The sequence below is a fragment of the Streptomyces sp. NPDC086777 genome (assembly GCF_040702065.1).
Taxonomy (GTDB): Bacteria; Actinomycetota; Actinomycetes; order Streptomycetales; family Streptomycetaceae; genus Streptomyces.
The window spans coordinates 33,766-53,981 of the sequence record NZ_JBFBJI010000037.1 but is presented as its reverse complement, the minus strand read 5'-3'; the positions used below and the strand labels follow the sequence as shown (position 1 = coordinate 53,981).

General features: G+C 70.4%; 12 protein-coding genes and 1 pseudogene. 4 read left to right on the top strand and 9 right to left on the bottom strand.

The genetic code is table 11. The features are described from left to right. Positions 1 to 15: 15 nt before the first annotated feature. The 4 genes from AB0472_RS36365 to AB0472_RS36350 all read right to left on the bottom strand — a co-directional run bounded on the left by AB0472_RS36365 (position 16) and on the right by AB0472_RS36350 (position 5,971). The gene (locus tag AB0472_RS36365; RefSeq protein WP_366363069.1) at positions 16 to 1,227 is read right to left on the bottom strand and encodes a restriction endonuclease; all 1,212 of its coding nucleotides are present in this window, start codon (positions 1,225 to 1,227) and stop codon (positions 16 to 18) included. Further along, a complete protein-coding gene (locus tag AB0472_RS36360) occupies positions 1,224 to 3,041 on the bottom strand; it encodes a DUF4357 domain-containing protein (protein ID WP_366363068.1) in 1,818 nt (605 codons plus the stop codon). Before AB0472_RS36360 ends, AB0472_RS36365 begins: the two co-directional genes overlap by 4 nt. A 108-nt stretch (positions 3,042 to 3,149) precedes the next feature. Then, positions 3,150 to 3,533: a hypothetical protein gene (locus tag AB0472_RS36355; protein WP_366363066.1), complete on the bottom strand. Its 384-nt coding sequence runs from the start codon at positions 3,531 to 3,533 to the stop codon at positions 3,150 to 3,152. Positions 3,534 to 3,553: 20 nt separating this feature from the next. Then, on the bottom strand, positions 3,554 to 5,971 hold the full coding sequence (locus AB0472_RS36350; RefSeq protein ID WP_366363064.1) for an AAA family ATPase: 2,418 nt from the start codon (positions 5,969 to 5,971) through the stop codon (positions 3,554 to 3,556). Positions 5,972 to 6,435: 464 nt separating this feature from the next. On the opposite strand from AB0472_RS36350, the gene AB0472_RS36345 reads away from it, so the two are divergent. Then, positions 6,436 to 6,657 (top strand): hypothetical protein, encoded by a 222-nt coding sequence (locus tag AB0472_RS36345; RefSeq protein WP_366363062.1) that lies wholly within the window; start codon positions 6,436 to 6,438, stop codon positions 6,655 to 6,657. 92 nt (positions 6,658 to 6,749) lie between these two features. Here AB0472_RS36345 and AB0472_RS36340 read toward each other — a convergent pair whose 3' ends face one another. After that, positions 6,750 to 8,003, bottom strand: a complete 1,254-nt coding sequence (locus AB0472_RS36340) for a PE-PGRS family protein (protein WP_366363060.1) — start codon at positions 8,001 to 8,003, stop codon at positions 6,750 to 6,752. Next, positions 7,996 to 10,089 (bottom strand): AAA family ATPase, encoded by a 2,094-nt coding sequence (locus AB0472_RS36335; RefSeq protein ID WP_366363058.1) that lies wholly within the window; start codon positions 10,087 to 10,089, stop codon positions 7,996 to 7,998. The genes AB0472_RS36340 and AB0472_RS36335 overlap by 8 nt, the downstream gene beginning before the upstream one ends. 141 nt (positions 10,090 to 10,230) lie before the next feature. Here AB0472_RS36335 and AB0472_RS36330 point away from each other — a divergent pair, with 141 nt between their 5' ends. Further along, positions 10,231 to 10,458, top strand: coding sequence for a hypothetical protein (locus AB0472_RS36330; RefSeq protein ID WP_366363056.1), 228 nt, complete (start codon positions 10,231 to 10,233; stop codon positions 10,456 to 10,458). Positions 10,459 to 10,487: 29 nt separating this feature from the next. Here AB0472_RS36330 and AB0472_RS36325 read toward each other — a convergent pair whose 3' ends face one another. From AB0472_RS36325 to AB0472_RS36315, 3 genes are all read right to left on the bottom strand, one after another. Next, positions 10,488 to 10,751: a hypothetical protein gene (locus AB0472_RS36325; protein ID WP_366363054.1), complete on the bottom strand. Its 264-nt coding sequence runs from the start codon at positions 10,749 to 10,751 to the stop codon at positions 10,488 to 10,490. A gap of 63 nt (positions 10,752 to 10,814) precedes the next feature. Next, positions 10,815 to 12,110: a PIN-like domain-containing protein gene (locus AB0472_RS36320; protein ID WP_366363052.1), complete on the bottom strand. Its 1,296-nt coding sequence runs from the start codon at positions 12,108 to 12,110 to the stop codon at positions 10,815 to 10,817. Positions 12,111 to 12,265: 155 nt separating this feature from the next. After that, a complete protein-coding gene (locus AB0472_RS36315; RefSeq protein WP_366363050.1) occupies positions 12,266 to 12,703 on the bottom strand; it encodes an ATP-binding protein in 438 nt (145 codons plus the stop codon). 78 nt (positions 12,704 to 12,781) lie between these two features. On the opposite strand from AB0472_RS36315, the pseudogene AB0472_RS36310 reads away from it, so the two are divergent. Together AB0472_RS36310 and AB0472_RS36305 are read left to right on the top strand one after the other, a co-directional pair. Beyond that, positions 12,782 to 12,895: pseudogene (locus tag AB0472_RS36310) on the top strand (transcriptional regulator); the annotation flags it as partial. 348 nt (positions 12,896 to 13,243) lie between these two features. Beyond that, positions 13,244 to 20,014: a DUF3320 domain-containing protein gene (locus tag AB0472_RS36305; RefSeq protein WP_366363048.1), complete on the top strand. Its 6,771-nt coding sequence runs from the start codon at positions 13,244 to 13,246 to the stop codon at positions 20,012 to 20,014. Positions 20,015 to 20,216: the final 202 nt, after the last annotated feature.

Below are 20,216 nucleotides of genomic sequence, written 5' to 3'. Positions count from 1 at the left end.
ACACTCGGCAGTCGATCATACGCGCTGAGTGTTCACCAGCCGGGCGGCCACCTTCTCCACGTCCGAGAGCAACCCGGAGGGTTCCTGGTCGAGGTCGAGGGCGTGCTGGTGGATGACGATGCCCGCGTGCCGCACCGTGTGGGCCGCGTGCGGCGCGTTGCCCTTGGCGTACACCAGGTGGCCTTCGCGCAGGCCCAGGGCCGTGCAGTAGGCCAGCATCTGGTAAAGGTCGGCGTCCGGGAAACCGTCTCGTTTCTCGGCCTTGTATTTGGCGTCCACCACGGCGCACGGGGCACCGCCCGGCTCGTACAGCACGAAATCGGGCCTCATGCGGATCGCCGCCGCCTCGTCAAGGTGATGCGGATCCTGGAGTCGCGCCGAGTGTCCAAGGCCACGGCACGCCTCCCGCAGCGCCACCGTCACGAAGTCCTCGAAGAGCTTGTTCATGTCGAACAGGAACCCGTCGACGTGCAGTCCGCCGGGCGCGTGCTCGACGGAGGCGTTCTCCAGGACCGCTCGGGCGAGACGCAGGGCGTGCTGGTAGCGCGCGTTGAGCCGGTTCGGCTGCCAGGCGGGCAGCGGCCGACCGCGCACGATCACCGTGACATCGGCCAGGCGGGCGCGCTGGTGGAGCAGTCCGCGACGCACGTCGTGGGGTACGCCGGGCAACCGCAGGAGGCGCTCGACGGCGGCGCGCAGCAGGCGGTTCTCCGCGATGTCGGTGGTGAACTCGTCGTACTCCACCTCCACCGGCAGTGTCGCCCCGAACCGCCGCCGTATCTGCTCGGCTTCCCGGATGCGGCCCCGGACGACCAGGGATGTCTCCTCGGTCACCCGGTACCCCTGGAGGAGCCCCTGCCGCAGGGCCCGGTCGATCTGCCGTTCCACGGCATGGGCGAGTGCGGGCAGCAGATCGCGATGCTCGGTGAGTTCGACTTCCCCGTCTCGCCAGCCGCCCTTCGGGGCGAGGCTGTACCCGAGCAGGAAGAACAGTCGGGCGATGGAGACCTTGGGGGCGACGCGTACGGTCACCGGCCCGTCGCCGCCCGGTACCGCGACCGCCACGGCACCGACCTTGCTGCCGGCCCGCAGGGACCAGCGCCCCGGGACATCCGGATCGGGGGCCGCGTCCACGACGTCCCCGGCCGCCAGTGCCCGTCCGACCGCGTCCGGCAGCGCGACACCTACCGCCGGTGCGTGCTCGACGAGTTCGATGACGTGCGTCACCCGAGCGAGTCCCGCAAAGCCGCCAGACCGTACCGCTTCTCGATGTCCACGCCCTCCCCGTAGTGGTACTCCTCCAGCAGCGGCAGGATCTTGGTCCGCCACGTCCGCTCGAGGCCGCCTTCCCGATAGACACCGGCCTTCATCAGATACGAGGGCCCGATACGGAAGTCGGCATCGTCGATACGGGAGTTGAGCGCGTCGAGCAGGTCGGCCGGCTCGGCGGCGCGGCCCTCGCGCGCGAGCCAGCGGCGCAGCAGCCCGCTCGTCGGCTCGGTGCGCGGGGACAGTTCGACGAAGGCGAAGCGACGGCGCATCGCCGCGTCGACGAGGGCGATCGACCGGTCGGCGGTGTTCATGGTGCCGATCACGAAGAGATTGGGCGGCAGCGCGAAGTCGTCACCGGAGTACGTCAGCCGGACCGACTTGTTGCGGTACTCCAGGAGGAAGTACAGCTCGCCGAAGACCTTGGCCAGGTTGGCGCGGTTGATCTCGTCGATGATCAGGAAGTGCGGGATGTGCCGGTTGCCCTCGCGCGAGGCCAGATCGGCGAGTTCACGCAGCGGGCCGGCGGTGAGCCGGAAGGCGACCTCCCGGCTCTGCGGGTCCTCCTGCGGCCGGAACCCCTCGAAGAAGTCCTCGTACGCGTACGAGGGGTGGAACTGCACGAGCTTGACCTGCTCGGGCCCGCCGCCGAGGAACTCGGCCAGCTTCAGGGCGAGATACGTCTTGCCGGTCCCGGGCGGGCCGTACAGCACCAACTGCCTTTCGTCCCAAAGAAGATCACGCACCTCGCGCAGCCAGGCGGCGTCGTGCACCAGGAGTTCGCCGGCCAACTCGTCCGTGGGCTCGGGCAGCTCCAGCTCGCGCCGGGCGGTGAGCGCGGGGATCTCCACGCTCGGGTCACGATCGGCGGCCTCGGCCTCCTCGATCAGGTCCTCGTCGCTCATCCCCAGACCGTCGATGAGGTCCTTCACCGCGGTCAGATCGACGACGTCATGCTGTGCGGAGAGCTTCTGTTGGAGCGCCTCGGGCAGGTCCTCGTACGCGTGCCCGTCCTCCGCCCAGTCCACTGCCCTTTGCAGATCCGACGGGCCGTCCTCGGGAGTGAGCTGCGCGGCGTCTCCGGTGATCTTGCCGATGTACAGTCGGCCGCCCGAGATGGTGCACATGGTGTCGCCGGGCCGCATCCGGGACAGGAACATGTGCAGTTCCTCGACCAGCTGCACCTTCTGGTTGTACGTCGCGGTGGAGGCGTAGTCCTCCTCGACGGCGGCGCGCAGCCGGTCCTTGCTGATGCCCTGCTCGACACGTTGTCGCAGGTGACGTGCTCGCAGGGTCACCAGCCCTTCGGGCAGCCACACACGCCGGACCAGATCGAGGCCGGAGACGTTGGAGCCGCGTACCAGCCAGGCCCGGCTGGGTCCCCACCACACCTGGTCGAGGTAGTCGGAGAGCGGATGGCCGTCGGCGGTCTTCCACTCCAGCCAACCGTTGGCACTGCGACCGACCAGGATCTCGGCGGCGGCCGACGGTGAGTTGCACTCGACGTCCCGCGTCGTCTCCAGCCAGCCGGGCCAGTCGGCCGATTCCGCCAGGACCCCTTCGTCGATCAGCCGCTGCCTCAGCCGGTAGGACGACGGCATGCGCACGGGGAAGGAGGGCACCACCTCGGACCGGCCGGGAGAGCCGGCCAGGACGACGAACTTCTGGCTCCCGTTCGTCCCCTTCTCGGTCAACAGCCGTCCCCGGGCTTCGGGGCCGCCGTTGGGCAGCCTCAGCCGGAACTCGGGGTACGGCGTGCCGTCGTCGGCCATGGTCACATTTTCCCCATTTCATGCACCGTGCGTTGACCAGAACGATAAGGGGCGCCGCTGACAGTGGACTCCCCGGGCGGGCCGTGTACTGAGGTGCGGCACCCGCACTCAGGTCTCTGCCGACGTCGGGACGGAAGCCGTGTCCGGTCCGGCGCGCAGGGCCGCGAGGAGGGCGGTGACCTCCAGCAACCGGGTGTGGATCTCCGCCGGTGCCGGGGGCAGCTCGTACGTGCGGTAGTGGCATGCCGCGCTCAGCGCCGACCAGGTGGTACGGCACCGGCGGGCGGTGTCGTGTCCCGCGTACCACTCCAGGCACAGCATCCGGTGCTTGCCGATCCGCGTCATCGACGGAGTGACCCGCTGCCAGTAGGCGTCCAGGGCCTGGTCGAGCGCCATGCGGAGCAGGACCGCGGCGGCACGGGCGCGCAGGCCGGGGGCAAGGGTGTTCACGGTGCCGGGCTCGCACAGCAGGAGACGGGCGGCGGCGGTCACGAGGGTCTCCGGGGACGCCTTCACCGGGCACCCCCGGCGTTCTGACTCCCGGTGCCGCACCGGATGGCCGTCGCGAGCGCCTTGGTCCGGCGGACGAGACTCCTGCGGTCGTCGACGGTCGGCAGGGACGTGTGAGCACCTGAGTTGAAGGTCTCGATCAGCGTCCAGCCGCCGGGACAGATCCGCTCGACGGCCGCACGGGCGTGCTGCTGCTCGTCGCCGAGCAGGGCGAGGGACACGTACGACTTGGTGCGATCGAGGGACTGGACGCGCTCCTCGACCGCCCGCAGCCCGAGTCCCTGCTCGTCGCGGAGCCTGCGTCGCGCCGTCTCCAGGCAGGCGGCCTCCACCACCACCCGGCACATGGCGGGCAGCACGTGATCGGCCACGGCCTGCGGCAGGTTGGGGTCCAGGGAGATGGCCCGCGCCTCCGCGAGAGCCTGTTCCACCGGGTCGGTGAGAGTCTCCACGCCCACCACCGAGTCGGTCTGGCGGCTCACGCGCAGGATGGTCGCCTTGATGCCGAGGTGCGCGACAGCCTGCTGGAGTCGGGTGTCATGGGTGAAAACGATCACCTGCCTGTCCCGGGCGCAGGCGTCGAGCACCCGGGCCAGACCTTCGACCTTCTCGGGGTCCATGGACTGCACGGGGTCGTCGATGACGAGGAAGCCGAACGGGCTGTCGGCATGCGTGGCGCGCGGCAGGAACAGGGAGAGCGCCAGGGAGTGCAGCTCGCCCTGGCTCATCACGCTGTAGGCGGGCGCGGACATGTCGTCCACGGAGACGTCGAGGAGGACCTTGCCGCGGCCGGGGGTGCCGGCGAGGGTGACGGATCCGAGCGTGACGCTGCTGTGCTCGCACAGCAGCTGCCACACCTCCTGGGACCGCCGGGCGAAGGGCCGCAGCCGCGCGTCCCGCAGTTCGTCGATGATCGGCCGCAGCCAGGTCCGCGCCTTGCGCGCGTGCCTGCCCCGGTCGAGTGCGGCCTCCTTCGCCTCCGCAGCGCCCAGCCATTCGGCGAGCCGTACGGCGAACGGCTGCCAGGCACCGTCGTGCTCGGCGAGCCGCCGGGCCGCCTCCTCCCGCACCTGCCGGCACGCGTCGTCCAGCTCGGCAGCGGCACGCTCGATGCGGTCCGCCAGCTCCCTGGGGTGGGTGATGTCCCGGCACCGGGTCCACTCCTGCCACACCGCCGCAAGCGGGGAGGGCTCGCCCCGCAGCCACACCGGGACCGGTTGTACGAGGCCGTGTCCGGCCCGAACCGAGACCGCCACCTCCTGCCGGGCGGCCTCGGCGTCCGCGGCGGCCGTCTGGAGTCGCTCCACCTCCGCCCGTGCCTGCTCGGCCCACTCCCGGTCGAGCCGGTTCTCGGCTCCGCAGACCGGGCAGTCCGTGTTCCGGGAGCGCCGCTGGTGCTCAATCGCGGCCTCCAGCAACCGGGCCATGCGGCGGGCTTCCTCGGCGGTGCCGTACCGGGCCTCCTCCGCACGCGCGGCGGCCTCCCGCAGTCGGGCGACAGCGCCACCGACCTCCGCCAGGTCCGGCCCGGTGAGAGTCGCGTGCCGCCGCAGCCGGGCCAGTTCCGCCTCCGCGGCGGGAGCACGGCTCTCCAGCAGCGCACGCACCCGGCCGAGATCGGGCTTCGCTCCCGACAGCGCCTGGACCGCCTCGCGGGCCCTGGGGTCGTCGAGCGCGCCCAGATCGCCGAGGAGCCGCGCGGTGAGCGCGTCCGTGCGATCGACCGTCTGCTTGCACTCACTCACGGCGTCCTTGACCCGGCCGTCCAGCTCGGCGAGCAGTTCGAGCCCGAGGAGCTTGAAGAAGGCGTCGTGCAGCCCGCCGAGCGTGCCGTTGATCATCGAACCGAGTTCGCTGTACGGCAGGAAGGGCCGGGCGAGATCCAGCGCCTCGGCGTCGACGGCCTCCTCCAGCTTCCGCTCCGAGCCGTCCGCCCCCTCGACCCGCGTGCGGGCCTCGTCGACCTTGGGCCCATGCCAGGTCCGCCGCAAGGTGACGGTTTCACCCTGCTCGCCGACGGACAACACGACGGAGACCTCGGGGGTGGCGTCGGGACTGTGCAGGTTGCGCCAGCCCTTCTGCCAGTCGGTGGCCCGCCGCCCGTCCCACCGGGAGTTGCGGCCGGTCAGCGCGGTCTCGGCGGCCTCCGCGAAGCTCGACTTGCCGGAGCCGTTCGGCCCCGCCACGACGACCAGGCCGGGCCCGGGGGGCAGTTCGAGGGTGGTCCGCGGACCGATGCCGCGCCAGCCCGCCGCGGTGATGGACCGGAGCTGCACGGGTCCGGCTCGCCCTCCGCTGCTCCTGGCCGCCTCGTCGGGGACCAGCTCATGCAGGAGCTCCTGTACCTCGGGCGCGAGGCCGGAGTGGTGCAGACGGTCGAGGAGGAGATCGCGCAGGGACGCGGGAGGCTGATCGGTCATGGTCGTTCCTCGGTGTATGGGCGCGGCAGGAGGGGCCACGCGGCCTACTGATGCGCTTTGTTGGCACCTCAAGCATGAGGATTCTCTGTTAGCACTGTCAACGCGTTTGCGAGATTCCCACTATTCGAAACTGTGTATGCGTTGGGAGTCCGGGACCGGCTGAGCGAGGCCGCTAAAGTGACCGCATGCCCCCGCGCACCTGCTGATCATCGGAGACCGCACCACACTGAGCTGGGTGATCACCGAGCAGCGGATGGCGTTTCCGGCATGGCCGGTCAAAGGCGGCGCGCGCGTTGGAGGAGGGGGAAGAGGTCTTCCTCTACACCACGCGCGGATGCTTCCGGAATCCGACGCGGGACCTGGGACGGGTCATCGGCCGGGCGACGATCGCCAGTCCCGTACGCGTTCTGGACGGGCCAGTGGTCTTCAACGAGCGTTCTTACTCCGAAGGTTGCCGTCTGAAGGTGTCGGGCCTGGCTCCGTTCCGTGAGGGTCTGGTCCTGCGTGACCTGGTGCCCTGGCTGTCCGTCTTCCCCGACCCAGCGACCTGGAGCGTGCGCATGCGGCGGGCCTCGCTGACCCTCCCGCCGGCCGACGCCGAACTCGTGCGCACGGAGCTGGAACCGCTGCTGCGTCCGTACGGCGAAACCCGCGAGGGGTATTGCTGGGGACCGGAGGCGGCCTGACCCGCACACCCGGAGCGCGGTCTTTCTGCGCGACGTAACCCGCTCGTCGACTGGCGGGCGACCGGCTCATGTCCGTGCGTTGGCGGCGATGGTCAGCACGCCGATGCGACCCGCCCTGTAAGCCACGCGGCCGCTCGTTGAGGGGGCGCGTAAGTGTCGACGCCGATGACGTGAATAGTGCCGAGCCTGCCCCGCGAGCCGTCGATCCGGAGGACGCGATGAGTGTGGCCGCCCGGGTAGGGATGGACGATCATGGCGTTGGGCGTGTCTGCGGGGGCGTAGCCGGCGCTGTAGGTGAGGAGTTGGTGGACGTCGGCGGCGCTGACGCCGTGACGGTCGTAGCGCTTGTACTTGGCGTCCACAGGCAGCAGTGCGCGGTGAGACCGGTCAGGCGTCGGGAGGCTCAGGAGCAGGTCGGGGCGGAAGGTCGAGGCGTTGCCGAGGTCTCCGCGGACGGTGATGCCCGTCTCGCCGCTGCTGGGGACGGCGTGTCCGCCGCACGGGGCGGCGGCCTCGGCGCCCAGGCGTCGTACGACGGCTTCCCAGAGCGCGGGCATGGGCAGCAGGAGGCCGTCCGCCGTACTGCCCAGGTCGGTGAGCAGGTCGGTGACGCCTCCGCCGCGCAACAGCAGGCGTGCCCAGGTATGGGCTGGACGGTAGCGAGCGTTCAGACGCGTGTACCTGATGCGGTCCAGGGCGCGCAGTGCCGCGTCCGGGGTGGCGGCTCGCGGGAACGCGCCGGCGATCCCGTGCAGGTCGCGGGCCAGGCCGGAGCGGCTCGTTAGCTTGAGCGCGACACTCAGGGCGGTCCCCAGGACGCGGTTGTCCCAGATGTCGTTCTCGCGGTCGAAGGTGCGTATGTGCAGCTGGTCCAGTTGTCCGTAACGACGCGTGGCCTGGGCGGCGAAGTCCAGTCGCCCCCGCAACACCGGTTCCACGCTCTGGTGACGTACGTAGTCGCGGCGCAGTCCCTCGCGCACCAGTTGCTCGCACTGCTCCAGGAGGGCCGCGGCCACGAGGTCGGTGTAACCTTCCGGGCCGGTGGCCCAGCGTCGTGACGTCGCCCGGACGGGCGTGGGCGCGTCCAGGGCGTAGGCGAGCCAGTTCATGAGCCGGTCGCCCGGGATGGCGAACTTGGGCTCGATGACGATGCGGACACGGTCGAGGATCAGGACTCCTACGCTCGAGTCCGCCCGCAGCCGCCATCCGGGCCGGTCGGGACGCAGGGTGAGGTGACCTCCTGCCTGGAGGGCGTGCAGGCGATCGACGTCCCGGGACGTGAGCTGTTCGATGTCCAACGGAACGGACTCGTACTCGCCGAGGCGGACCTGGGTGCGCTCAGGCATCGGGGCTCGGCTCACCGCCGCTGAACTCGGCGGCCAGGGCGGTGGCGAGGTCCTGAGGAGACATGAGCGCCGTGCGACCGGTGTCCGCGTCGACCAGGCTGCCGAGGATGCGGTGGAGCAGGTCGGCACGGCCGAGGCAGTAGTCCTCCAACAGCGGGATCACCTCGTGGTGGAAGGCCGCGGCGAGGTCGTCCTCCGTGGCGATCGGCGCGCCGTCACGCAGCAGGTAGGCGTGTCCTATCTGGTGGTCGGCGTCGAGGTGCCGGGTGATGCGGGTGTTGAGGGACTCGAAGAACTCCGCGAGGTCCAGCGGGCCGACCGTCCCGGAGACGGCGTCCGGATCGGGGCCGACGGATACGAAGGCGAAGCGGCGGCGTACGGCGGCGTCGAGGTGGCTGATGCTCCGGTCGGCGGTGTTCATCGTGCCGATGATCCGGATGTTCGGCGGCACGGAGAAGCTCCGACCGCTGACGGACAGGGCGAGGGGCAGGCCGCGCTTGTCGAGTTCGAGAAGCGTGATCAACTCGCCGAAGATCCGGGGCAGGTCACCGCGGTTGATCTCGTCGATGATCAGGAGGTACGTCTGCTCGGGATGTGCCGAGGCCCGGTCGCACAGGGCGTGGAACACCCCGTCGGTGAGGGCGAGTGTGAGCCCGGGGCCCGTGGCGCTCAGATCCGGTTTGAAGCCCTCGACGAAGTCCTCGTAGCCGTAGGAGGGATGGAAGGTCACCAGATGGACCTGCTCGCCGCCCAGCATCTCGGCCTGGGCCGCGGAACGTCGGACGGGGTCGGTGTTGATCACGTCCGCGCGGCCGGCCATGAAGAGGGCGGCACTGAGCGCGAGCCGGGTCTTGCCGGTGCCGGGAGGCCCATGGAGGATCACCTGCCCCTTCCGTTCCAGCGCGTCCAGTACGGCCCGGACATCCTCGGGCGCCAGATCGGTGGACGACGAGGTCGCCAGCGCGGGGGAGCCACCCGCCCGGTGTGCGGTGAGCCTGGCGAAGAGCGTCGGGTCGACCTTGGCGAACGTGGACCGCCAGCCGTGCTGGGGTCCTGACAGCTTCTGCGCGTGGGAGACGTCCCAGTCGACCGGGACCACGTGCCGGAACTCCGGCCGTTCGGGATCGAACCGATAGCCCCCGGTGACGGTACCCGTGGCGAGCACCTCGTCCATCCCACGGTTGGCCACCACCCGGTCTCCGGCCTCCAGGTCCCGGAAGGCGAGGAGTCTGCGCGCGGTGGTGAGACTGCGAGCGCTGCCGCTGGGCCAGTTCGCGTCGAGAGCCTCTTTCAGCTCGGTGTCGGTCTGATACTCACCCAGGTCACGAAGCTCGTCCCACCCTACGCAGATGAACCCGCCGTCACGGCACTCCTCCCACAGGCGGGCACGCTCGCCGGGGGCGATCTTCCAGATCGTGCGCGTCTGCGGACGCGGGTCGAAGTCCTGGTAGAGGAAGGTCATCACCTCGTTCCCGGACCAGCCCGCGAACTCCGGCCGCGACCGCACGAGTTCGAGGAGTCGCCGGTTGCTGCGCCAGGTCGGTGAGTCGGCACCCGAGGTACCGCCCAGCAAGGCGAGGAATTTCCGCAGGTGCCCCGCGGAGTAGACCGGGAGGAAGTGCTCGGGGTAGTAGGCAGCGAGAGTCTTGGTCACCAGCGCCGGCCCGAACCGAAGGATCTCGAGTTCGTCCACGGCCGCGAAGTCGCCCACGGACACGGCGGTCAACGCCCGGAGAAATTCGGCCCGAAGACGTTCCCACGCATCCTGGGGCTCCATCCCGCGCAGGGGGGCCGCCAGCCGCCACTCACCGGAGTTGTGACGGTACATGATGTGCTTCGCGGCGCTGCCGCCCTTGATGCTGCCCAAGGACTGGGTGCCGAACTCCATGAGTCGGCAGTACGTCATCCCCGGCCCGGACTGCTCCAGACCCAACGCGTAGCGTTCCAGGGGCAGCCTGGGCCACTCCTCCAGGGGGAACTGGGCCAGCACCTGCTTGCGCTCCTGCTCTGCGCCGGCTTCGTCCTTGGCGGCGGTGCTCCGGTCGAACCGGGCCGCTGCTTCCCATATGTCCACGCCGTCGGTCATGGGGGTCATGATGCCGGAACGGTGGTGGGCGCAGCGGATGGAGGGCGTTTTGGGTCTGCGTTGGCCGCGTCCGTCGCACCGGTCGGCAGGAGCCCTGCCGCCGCGTGTCATGCTGTGGCGGTCTTCGAGGGGGAGGGTGACATGACCGAGAAGCCGCTGACGCACAAGCAGGCGCTCGCCGCAGTGATCCAGGCGCTGGGTGGCACCTGGGACACCGAACGTGCCGTACTGGCCCTACGGGTCTCGGGGTACCGGCCGGCCAACGATGAAGCCGCGGGCAAGGAAGCCCGCCGCAACCTGCGCGAGCTCGCCGACGAAGGTCTGATCGTGAGGCCGGAGCCGGACCAGGCCGTTTACCGGCTGGCGTAAACATCACCGCGGCGCTCCGACGCCGACCGTCAAGGGGCGACGGGCTCCTGGAAGCCGTTCGTTTCGATGTGGGCAATGGCTGACGGATGGGTGGTCAGCCACTCGCCGCACACTCGCCAGTGATGAACGCTGCCGTCGCGGAACTTGGTGCGCACTTCTGCGACGAGCTTCTTGTCGCACTCGCCGCTCGTGGCCATGGAACAGATGACCTTGTCGTGTTGCTCGAACGCCGGTATGTACGGGTGGATCGACAGGATCGGAGAGCGCATCTCCCGCGTTGCTGCATGAGACATGGCGCGGAGCGTAACAACGCGGCTTGCCGACTCCTTACGTTCCGTGAGATACCCGGTCAGTGGTCACGACTCGTCCTCGTCTCCCAGCTCGTTGACGAGCGGTACGAGGAGCGGGTGGACGGAGAAGCCGGACGCGCGGCCGCCGGGGTCCGCGTCGTATTCGGCCTTCAGGACCTGGACGGCTGATTCTGGGATCTTGCCCAGGTTGCGCAACAGGCCAGTGATGCGGGTGACCGGTTTGGTGAAGCCTCTGAGGGAGCGGCCCGAGGGGTAGTGACAGATGTCGTAGACACTCTTGGCGTCCGCGACACCGTCCATCTCGGCGGCGTACTTGATGACGGCGACCCGGTCCTCGTAGTTCTCGTAGGTCAACCGGTCGAAGAGTTCCTGGAGCGCGTCGATGTTCCAGCCGCCGTAGGCTCCGTCGTCGGTCCCGATCCGCTCGACGCGTTCGATGTCCTCGACGGACCCCTCGCGGAGACCGAACTCCAGGATCGGCGCGGCGACCTCCAGGAACTGCTTGGGCGTCAGCATGAAGAGCCGCCCGCCCCCTCGGGTCCTGAGCTCCTCGGTCAGTTCCGGCCGTGGGCCGCGGTTGAAGCCTTGCTCCTTGCGCCACCAGTCCTCCTTGACGTCCGCGGTCACGAACAGCACGTCGCACTGGCGGCGGCCGGCCTCCCGGAGGATCTGCTCCCACACGAGATAGTCGGCGGCGGCTCCCACACCTTCCTTGGTTTTGTCCATGTAGCCCGGAGGCAGCCGTTTCTCGACGCGGCGCATGCCTTCCGCGATCGCCTTGTCGTAGTCCGGCTGACCCAGTGGAGCGCCGACCCGGCCGTCCAGCGCGGGCTCCAGTTCCGCGATGACCGGATCGGTGCTCGTGTCGTGGGTGATGTTCTGCCACTCACCCTCGCCGACCTTGACGATCGCCTCTTGCACGTCGTCGAAGACCTCGTTCAGCTGACTCCGCAGACGGTCGGTCTCCTCCTCCGGGAGGGCCACACGATTGGCCCAGGTGCGCATGGTGCGCTCCGCCTGGGCCGCGTGCCCGGCCATGTCGTCGGCGGCCTGCGCACCGGACGACCGTGCGTCGCTCAGGGTGCCCTCACGGTTGCGCCAGAACTCCACGAGGACCTGGTGCGGCACCCACAACCGATCCTCCACGGCGCCGAGCGCGCGCAGCAGGTCGCCGCGCGCCTGCTCGGTGTAGCGGTAGAGGTTCAGCAGAACGTTGGCGTCCGGGGCGACCAGACCGTGGGTCAGTACGGAGGTGAAGTCGTCGGTGGTCGGAGTCCGGAAGGCGCCGAAGTCGTCGAAGAGGCCTCGGCTGTCCGCCCCGGCCGTCGTGTCCTCTGCCACTGCGCCCTCACCGTCGCCTTATGCCGCGTCCGAGGGGCTTTCCGTACGTCACGTCCCCTCGGGTTCACCTGTGGGGACGGTAGCGCGACGAAGACGACCGTTGGAAGCGAACGGGGAACTCTCGCGGGTCTGTTGGCCGGGGCGGGTGTCCCATGTCAGCTGGACCGGTGGCTCACCTCGGCCCAGACGGTCTTGCCGCCCGGCGGATGCGGTTCGGTACCCCAGCGGTCGGCCAGCGCGCCGACCATGAGCAGACCGCGGCCCGTCTCGCCGTCCATCGCCGAGGCGGTCGGCACGACGGGGAGTTGCCCGCCCTTGGCGTCGGTGACCGCGATGCGGAGGAGGCCGGTCGCGGTGTCCAGGGCGAGGGCGAGCCGGAAGTCGCGGCCCTGGACGCGGCCGTGCAGGGCCGCGTTGGCGGCGAGTTCGGCGACGATCTGCTCGGCTCGCTCGGTCACGTCGGGTGACAGGTCCCAGGCGCGGAGCTGTGTGGTGGCAAGGAGGCGTGCGAGGCGGGCTCCTCGGCGGGTGGAGGACAGAAGCTGGGCGAACGTGGCCACGGTGGCAGGTGGTCGGGGAAGGGTTGCGCTCATGGGGCCACCGTGGCGGGCGCGCGGGGGCGCGTTCCAGGAGTGACGTCCGTACGATGCGTCAGCGTACGGACACATTCTGTGGACGGTACGGGTATCTTGCCGTCACGCTGGGCGGAGCGGGAGCTTGATCCGTCCGACAGTCTGCGGGCCTTCGGCGCCGTCGTCCGGCTTCGGCGGGAACATGCAGGGCTGAGAAGTACCCGGAGCTGTCACCCGCACTGAAGGTGCAGACGTGTCGAGGTCGTGTATCGAGCGAGGGAGCGGGTGGTGCTTCCTTCGCTCGCTGATCCGTCGCTGTTCCCGAAGGAACTACGCGCCGGGCGCACCGGGTTTCGTGCGCGCTGGAGAACCGTTCGTAGTTAGCGCTTCACGCATTGGTGCGCTGACCGTAGAATTCCACATCCAGGGGGGACCAACGGGACTTGTGCGGCCACCAGGACAGTCAGGACGTCTGTGGCCGCGCTTTGCGTTGGCGGCATGGGGCACTGCCGTCGAGGCCTGTGCTCCGTTGGCCCGGAGGCGACGACATCAGGGACCAGCGTGACGAACTCGGGTGACTTCGGGGGCAGCCAGGAACTCGACCGCCTCAAGGCGATGCTTGAGAACTGGCGCACCTCTTTGGTGGACCTGAGCGGCCGCAACCGGCTGCTCAATTTCCGCCACACCAAGTCGGCGACACTGGAGATCTCGAACCCGTCCGCGCGGGAGCTCGTCGAAGGCCTGGCCAGGGGCTGGGACTTCGCGCCGCTCCCGGACGAGGAGCCGGTGGCCGGCGAGGGCACGGGCCCCGGCGACGTGGTTCTGGCGAAGAAGGGCGACCGCACCGACGGAATCGTCACCCAGAAGACCACCGCGCCCTCTCTCCTGCGCGCGTTGAACAGCTTGCGCACCAAGGCGACGCAGGTCTTCAACGACTACGGCCTGTGGACCCTCAGCCTCGGCGTCGGCATGCTCCGCTGGTGTGAGGACGGCGCCGAGACGGGCAGCGACGCCCCCCTGGTCCTGATCCCGGCGGTCATCGAGCGCACGCGCAACGGCCGGATCCGTCTCAGGGCGAGCGACGACGAGGAACCACGTCTCAACCCGGCCCTGAGAGTGAAGCTGCAGCAGTTCCACATCGACTGGACGCCGGTCGCCGAACAGGACCCTTCGGATCTGCAGGCGGTGCTCTCCGCCGCGGCCCGCGCGGTGGCGGGCAAGCCGGGATGGCAGATCTCCGACCGCGTCGTACTCGCGCTCTTCGCCTCCCACAAGGAGTCGATGTACCAGGACCTGCTGGACAACGAGGGCCGGGTCCTCGGCAGCGACCTCGTACGGGCGATGGCGCTCGGCCCGCGTTCCGGACTCGCTTCCGACCGTTTCGACTTCGAGGAGATCGAGCTCGACCGGATCGACGAACTGAGCCCGCCCGAGGACAGCCCGCTGGTGCTCGACGCCGACGCCTCTCAGCGGCAGGCCGTCGCCGCGGCCGTGGCCGGACGGTCGTTCGTCCTCGACGGCCCGCCCGGCACCGGGAAGAGCCAGACGATCACGAACATGATCGCCGGTCTGATGCACGCGGGCCGCAGCGTGCTGTTCGTCAGTGAGAAGGCGGCGGCCCTCGACGTCGTCCTCGACCGGCTGAAGTCGGTCGGACTCGACTCGTACGCTCTGGCCCTCCACAGTCACAACACCAGCCGCAAAGCGGTGGCCCAGGAACTGGGCCGGGCGCTCGGGGAGGAGCCGCGCGCACCGCAGCTGTCGCAGCAGACCCTGGCGCAGGCCAGAGAACTGCGCCTGGCGCTCAGCTCCTACGCCGAAGCGATGAACGAGGTCCGCGACCCGCTGGGACGGACCCTGCACGACGTGCTCGGTCAGGTGGGTCGACTGTCCGAGGCGCCGGTGGCGTACCTGAGCCATGGTGACGACACCCCTGCGGGTGCGCAGGCGACGTTTCGCGCCGAGACGCTCAGCGGCGAGGATCTGCGCCTGATCGTCGAGGCGACGAATGCCATCTCCGACGCCTGGGAGGCGGTCGCCGATCCGACGTTCCCCTGGCGTGGCCTGCGGGCCGGCCTGCCGCATCCCCGCCCTGTGCTGGAGCAGGCCCAGGCGGCGCGGGACGCGCTCGCGACGGCGGTCGACCGGTACCGGGATCTCGCATCCGAAGGAGTACCCGTCAGGGACCAGAGCGGAATCGACCGTCTGATCGGGCTCCTACGGCTGCTCGACGTGCGCAGTCCCGTGCCGGAAGCATGGCTGACCACGGATGCCTTCGCCGACGAGGTGGACGACCGGGTCGACGCCTTCCTGGCAGAACTGCGCAAGGCGCAGCGCACGCGCACCGCCGTCCGAGCGACGGTGGGCGAGCGCTGGCAGGAGCTGTCCACCAGGCTGACGGCTGAGCCGGGAGAGGCCGAGAAGGCGCTCTCGACGATCGCGCCGCGCGGTCTCGACCTCTCCGGACTCACGGAAGAGCGAGCGCGACAGCTCGCCGGGGAGTTCAACGAGACCGCTGGTGTGCTGGGGCGGACTCTGCAGAGCCTCACCCGCGTCAGCCACCTCACCGGGCTCACGAATCCCGGCAGCCCCGCGGAAGCACGTCATCTGTGTGACGTGGTCGCCGTGGCCGCCAGCGAACACCGCCCTCTTGAGCAGTGGCTGGTCCCCGACGGCCCCGCGCACGCGGAGGAGGCGGCGGTCGGAGCCATCGCCGACGCACTCGGTGACTTCTTCACCCGACGGGACCAGGTACTTTCCGCCCAGGCCCTCGCCACGGACCACGCGGGCCCCGGATGGGCCGAACTGCGTCCGGAAGTGAGCGCGGAGCGACCGGCCAACGAGCAGGCCCTCGCCGCGCTGGAACCGCCCGGCGCCGATATCGCGGCGCTGACCGGCCGGGAGGCCGCGGAGCTGGCCGAGCGGTTCGACACGCTCGCCAGCACCCTTGAGACGGCCGCCGAGCACGCCGACTCGGTGGCCGACCGCCTCGGGTGCGCTCGGCCGAAAGCAATGTCCGAGGCCGAGGACCTGGCCGCGCTCGTGGAACTGGCCACCGCCTCGGACCGCACGCTCGACGCGTGGCTCGCCCCCCGGGCACTTCCCGGGGTGCAGGCAGCCGTCGCGGAGATCTCCTCGGCCGCCGAGGAACTGGCTGCTGCGGCGGAGGCGGCACACGGGACCTTCCTGCCCGAGGTCGTCTCCACACCCGAACTGCCCGAAGCCGTCCACCGGCTCATGGCGGGCCGCCAGGGATTCGCCGGCATGCTGTCCACCGGCATCCGGGCCGACCGGAAGCTGGTAGCCCGGCTGACTCACGGCGGCTCATGGCGTGGAGAGCTGTACGACAAGCTGCTGCTGGCCGACGCCTGGTACACCGCGCACCGGAAGCTACGGTCGCTGACCTCGGCCCACGCCGAGCTGCTCGGACGCCATCGGGGCACGGCTCTGCCCGACGTCCCGGCCCTGCGCAAGGCACTCGTGCACGCCGAGGCGGTCCACGCACTCGCGCCGGAAACCGTCGCCGCCCCCCACCGCCGGAGCCTGCTGGCCGCTCACCTGGCCGATGGCCGAGAGCCGCAACCCGCACTCGTCGAGCAGGGCACGGCGCTGCGCGATGAACTCGCCTCGTGGCGAGCGTACTTGGACAGTCCGTCGCTGGCACCGCAGGCGGCCGACCTCACCAAGCTGCCACTCGACGCCGCCGCCCGCTGGCTGCGCGCCCACCTCGCCCCGTTGCGACAGGCCGTCGCGCTGCTGGACACCGTGGCCTCGGTCGGCCGCCGCGACAACGGCCCCGGTTCCGCCCACACGCTCGCCGCCGCGCGCGCCGCGGTCACGGCCGCGCACGCGGCCCAGAGGGAGACAGCCGCGTTCGACGCCCAGGCCGTATCCGACCGCGGCCTTCTCGGCCCGTGGTACGGGGGACTCGACACGCAGGCGGACGACCTGCGCGAAGAGGCGCCCAACGGCGTGACGGGATACGAACCTGTGGGAGAACTCCTGCGTCGCGGCGTGGACCTGACGCGACAGCGACCGGGACCGTATGCGACGGAGCAGCAACGCGCGCTGCTGGGCCGCTACGTTCCGCAAGGGCGCCCCGCCACCGAGGCCCTGCGGGCCGCCTTGGACTCCGTCCGGCTGATCGCCCGCCTCGCGCCCGACGCGCTCACCGACCCCGCGCGCCGAAGCAGCCTCGTCCATGTGCTGGCCGACGGCAGGCCCGAACCGCGCGAACTCCTCGCGCAGACCGATCAGATCCGCCGTGACCTGGACGTCTGGCAGGAGTACACCCAGCAGCCGCAGGTCGCCGCGGTCGGCACGGTACTCGCCGACGGCCCGCTCGACCGGGCGGCGAGCTGGCTGAGGGCACACGTGGAGCCCTTCGAGGACGCGGCCGACCTCATCCGTTCCACCGCCCGCGTCATGGAGCGGGACGAGGGTCTGACCCTGTCCCGGGCCAGGGAAGCGGTGGCCGCCGTCGTCTCCGCCCGTGCCGCCGAGTCTGCTTTCGCCGAGAACGACGCCGCGAACCGGAGCCTTCTCGGCACCCTCTACCGGGGTGTCGACACAGACCGTGACGCGGTGCTGGACGCTCTGGACTGGTCCCAGAAGGTCCGCCGTGCCGCACACGGCGGTCACTCGGCGTCCCTGCCGCAAGCAGCGGCCCGGCTGATGCTGACCGCGCCCGCCGACCCATCGGTCGCGGCCCGCGCCGAGGACTGGAGCCGCCAGCGCGAGGCACTCGCCGGGTACTTCGAGCCCGAGCGTGCGGAGGAGCTGCGACGCGAACTCGCCGGATCCCTCTCCGCGACCGTGTCCGTCCTGACCCGCCTGGACCGCGACCCCTTCGGCCCGGAAGCGTGGATCAGCTGTGCCGAAGCACTGGACTTGCTGCGCCGCTACCACCTCGACGGGCTGCCCGACCAGCTCGCACGCCGCGAGGTCTCCGCCGAGGACTTCCCCGCCGCGATGGAGCGTGCGGTGCTCACCGCGTGGGTCGAGCACCAGCTGGGCACGGACCAGAGGCTGAAGCCGATGCGTGCGGTGGAACGGGACCAGCTGGTGGAGCGGTTCCAGAGGGCGGACCAGGACCTGGTGGCGGCGGCGCACGCCGAGGTCATCGCCGCCTGCAACGCCCGGCGTCCTCGCCGGACGTCGGTGGGTCAGGCCGCGGTGATCCGCCGCGAGGCGGAGAAACAGCGCCGCCACATGCCCGTACGGCATCTGCTGACGCAGACCCGCGACGTCGTACGGCTGGTCAAGCCCTGCTTCATGATGAGCCCGTTGACGGTCAGCCAGTTCCTGCCGCCGGACTTCGAGTTCGATGTCGTCGTCTTCGACGAGGCGTCCCAGGTGCTGCCCCAGGACGCGGTGAACTCCGTCTACCGGGGCAAGGCCCTCATCGTGGCGGGTGACCAGAAGCAGCTGCCGCCGACCTCGTTCTTCGCCGCGGCAGGCGACGGCGACGACGGCGACGAGTGGGACGAGGACGCCACCGACGGCTTCGAGTCCATCCTCGACATGTGCAAGGCCAGCGGAGTCCTGCGCGGGCTGCCCCTGCGCTGGCACTACCGCAGCCGCCACGAGAACCTGATCGCCTTCAGCAACCACGACTTCTACGACAACTCCATGGTCACGTTCCCGGGCGCGCTGGAACAGGGGCCGGACATCGGCGTGGAGTTCATCAAGGCGGACGGCGTCTACGACCGCGGCGGTAACAGCGACAACCCCCTTGAGGCCGCCAAGGTCGCCCAGCGCGTCATCCACCACTTCGACACCCGCCCCGCGCACACCCTCGGCGTCGTCGCGCTGTCGAAGGCACAGGCGGAGGCGATCGAGGAGGCGGTGCAGAAGGCGAGGGCGGCCCGCCCGGACCTCGACCACCACTTCACGGAGGGCCGCCTCGACGGTTTCTTCGTCAAGAACCTCGAAACCGTCCAGGGCGACGAGCGCGACGTCATCATCCTCTCCATCGGCTACGGTCCCGACCACCGCGGCAAGCTGCTGTCGACGTTCGGCCCCATCAACAGGGAGGGCGGCTGGCGACGCCTCAACGTCGCCGTGACCCGCGCCCGGCGCCGCATGGAGATCGTCGCCTCCTTCCACGGAGGCGACCTGCCGGACAGCGCCAACAAGAGCGTGCAACACCTCAAGCGGTACCTGCAGTACGCCCAGCTGGGTCCCGCGATCCTCCAGACGCAGGCCGCCGATCCGGACGCGGCTCCGGAGAGCCCCTTCGAGGAGGAGGTCATCGACGTCCTGCGCGGCTGGGGGTACGACGTCCAGCCGCAGGTGGGGGTCGCCGGTTTCCGCATCGACATGGCGGTACGGCACCCGGGCGCGCCCGGCACGTACGCGCTGGGCATCGAGTGCGACGGCGCCATGTACCACTCCTCGCGGGCGGCTCGCGACCGTGACCGGCTCAGGGAAGCTGTCCTGCGCGACCTGGGCTGGCGGCTGCACCGGATCTGGGGTACAGACTGGTACCGCAACCGCCGGGACGCGATGGCGCGGCTGCGGGCCGCGGTGGAGGCGGCGTGTGCGGAGGATCCGCATGCGGTGCGAGTGCCGCCGCCCGTGAGACAGGACGACAGCGACGGCGACCGCGGCAACGGTGGCGGCCGTACGGCTCAGGCGGCGGAAAGCTCCACGCGCGCGTGGGACGGCGAACCGGCGGAAGCGGCGAGCGGTCCGGCGGTTCCGCGCGTCGAGTTCGTGACGGTCGACGCCGGCCCTGCGCCCTGGAGCCGTCCCTACCAGGACGTCGACCCCGACCTGCTGGCAGAGGTACGCGACCGGTCCAGCAGCCGACTGGGCCTGTGGGGCGTGGAGTTGCAGGACCCGGACGCCCTCGACGTGGTGGCGGACGTGGCGCTGTGCGTGGTGGAGGTGGAAGGACCCGTCGAGAAGGAGGTCATCTACACCCGGGTCCGGCTCGCGTGGGGCATCGGACGAGCCGGCCAGGTGGTCCGCGACCGCATCGACCGAGCTCTTCGTCGCCTGCTCAAGCAGGGCAAGATCGTCCACGTCGGTACGGCCTACGACGTGCCCGGCCACGAGACGGAGTTCGCCCGCACGCCGACGCAGCGGTGCGCCCGACGCGTGGCGGAGGTGCCCGCGGCAGAGCGGCAGCTCGTGCTGAGGAACATCGTCGACGAAGGACCCGGCGTGCACCGCGAGGACCTGCTGCGGGAAGCCGCTCGCTTCTTCGGGTGGGCGCGGCTCGGAGCCGACATCCGGGACGCGCTGACCGCCGACATCGACGCGTTGACCGCCGCCGGGGACCTGATCGAGTCGGAGGGCGGGCTGATACCGGCGGAGGGTTCTTGATCGGTTGCGGTGGGCTCTTCGCGAACCTGTTCTCGTAAAGGCACGGGCTGCGGCCGCGCTCCACGGTCGGACCCCATGAAATGGTGGTGGGGGGCGGGGCTTAGCGGCTGGAGTCCGGCGCGGGGCCGACAGCCAGTGTCAGCAGTCTCACAATCCCCGACCGGCTACGGATGATGCCCACCGGCGCCGTGACGGGGCTGTC